We start from the raw sequence: 730 nt of genomic DNA on the forward strand, positions 1-730 counted from the left end.
CCAGCTTCCGCGAACTCCTCCAGGAGTCACTGCTCGACCGCGCCCGGATACGGCTGCTCGACCGCTCCACGTCTGTCAGTGAGGTCGCCGCCGAACTGGGCTACAGCGACCTCACGAACTTCTCGCACGCCTTCAAAGGGTGGACCGGCAGCTCACCGAGCCACTTCCGACGCGCCCACCAGCCCCCTGGAGTACCACTTCCGCAGCCCCTCAGAAGGACCGCGCCCGGTGGGAGTGGCTCATCCGGTGCTCCTGGATGAGTCCACGGATCCTTTCGGAGTGGCCTTACCGGTGGTAGATGGAGGAGTGAAGGCATCGTCAGGCCCCGCAGCGGCGGTGACCATAGGTCCGTAGGCCTGGTGGAGAGCGGACAGAATGCGGCCCAGGGGGAGGTCGTCGAAGTTGCCGTGGTCCCGCACGTACTCCATGTGCCGAGTCCCGTCGGAGGTGAAGGCGTGCATGAGCGCGTCGCTCCGTCCGTCGAAGTCGACCGGGGGCACGCCGAATCGCTCGCATAACTCGACATTGAAGGCAGGTGTGGCCTTCAACCATCGTCCGTCGATGTAGGCGCTGCAATAGCCGTGATAGACGAACAGGTCCGTGCCACCCATGACGGCTCGTAAGGTGTCGGTCTGCAGATGGTTCCGTACATCGGCGAAGCCGAGTCGGGTAGGGATGCCCGCGGCCCGCAGAACCGCGGCCAGTAGCACCGCCTTGGGCACGCAGTAGG

The 730-nt window shown here is 65.2% G+C and carries 1 protein-coding gene and 1 pseudogene; one reads left to right on the top strand and one right to left on the bottom strand.

From position 1 onward, the window contains the following. Positions 1 to 173 (top strand): annotated as a pseudogene (locus J1M64_RS19065) (helix-turn-helix domain-containing protein); the annotation flags it as partial. 66 nt (positions 174 to 239) lie between these two features. On the opposite strand, the gene J1M64_RS19070 reads toward J1M64_RS19065, so the two are convergent. Then, positions 240 to 730 (bottom strand): transglutaminase family protein (locus J1M64_RS19070; protein WP_206475220.1); only part of this gene is annotated, 491 nt, incomplete at its 5' end.

Source organism: Dietzia sp. KRD202, assembly GCF_017168155.1.
Taxonomy (GTDB): domain Bacteria; phylum Actinomycetota; class Actinomycetes; order Mycobacteriales; family Mycobacteriaceae; genus Dietzia; species Dietzia kunjamensis.